Genomic DNA, 233 nt, shown 5'->3' on the forward strand with positions numbered 1-233 from the left:
TAGGTTTTACCCGCCGATTCAGCTTTGCATTTGACCAATCTAGAGTAAGAAGCGAACTTTTGCACTGACTCAAATCGGCAGATATCACCGATTTCATACAAAATTGTCAGTGACAGAATCTTGCCAATACCTGGTACAGTTTTAAGTAGTTCTAGATACACTGGATTATGATTTTTGGCTTGTTTTTCAATGAACCATTCAACTTGAGCGAGTTCTTTGGCATAGCAATCAAG

General features: G+C 38.6%; 1 protein-coding gene. It reads right to left on the minus strand.

Annotation, left to right across the window (positions count from 1 at the left end):
* A partial coding sequence (locus H5123_RS20455) for a transposase (protein ID WP_182699102.1) occupies nt 1-233 on the minus strand: 233 nt, incomplete at both ends.

This window comes from Shewanella sp. SR43-4, assembly GCF_014163845.1.
In the GTDB taxonomy this organism is placed as follows: domain Bacteria; phylum Pseudomonadota; class Gammaproteobacteria; order Enterobacterales; family Shewanellaceae; genus Shewanella; species Shewanella vesiculosa.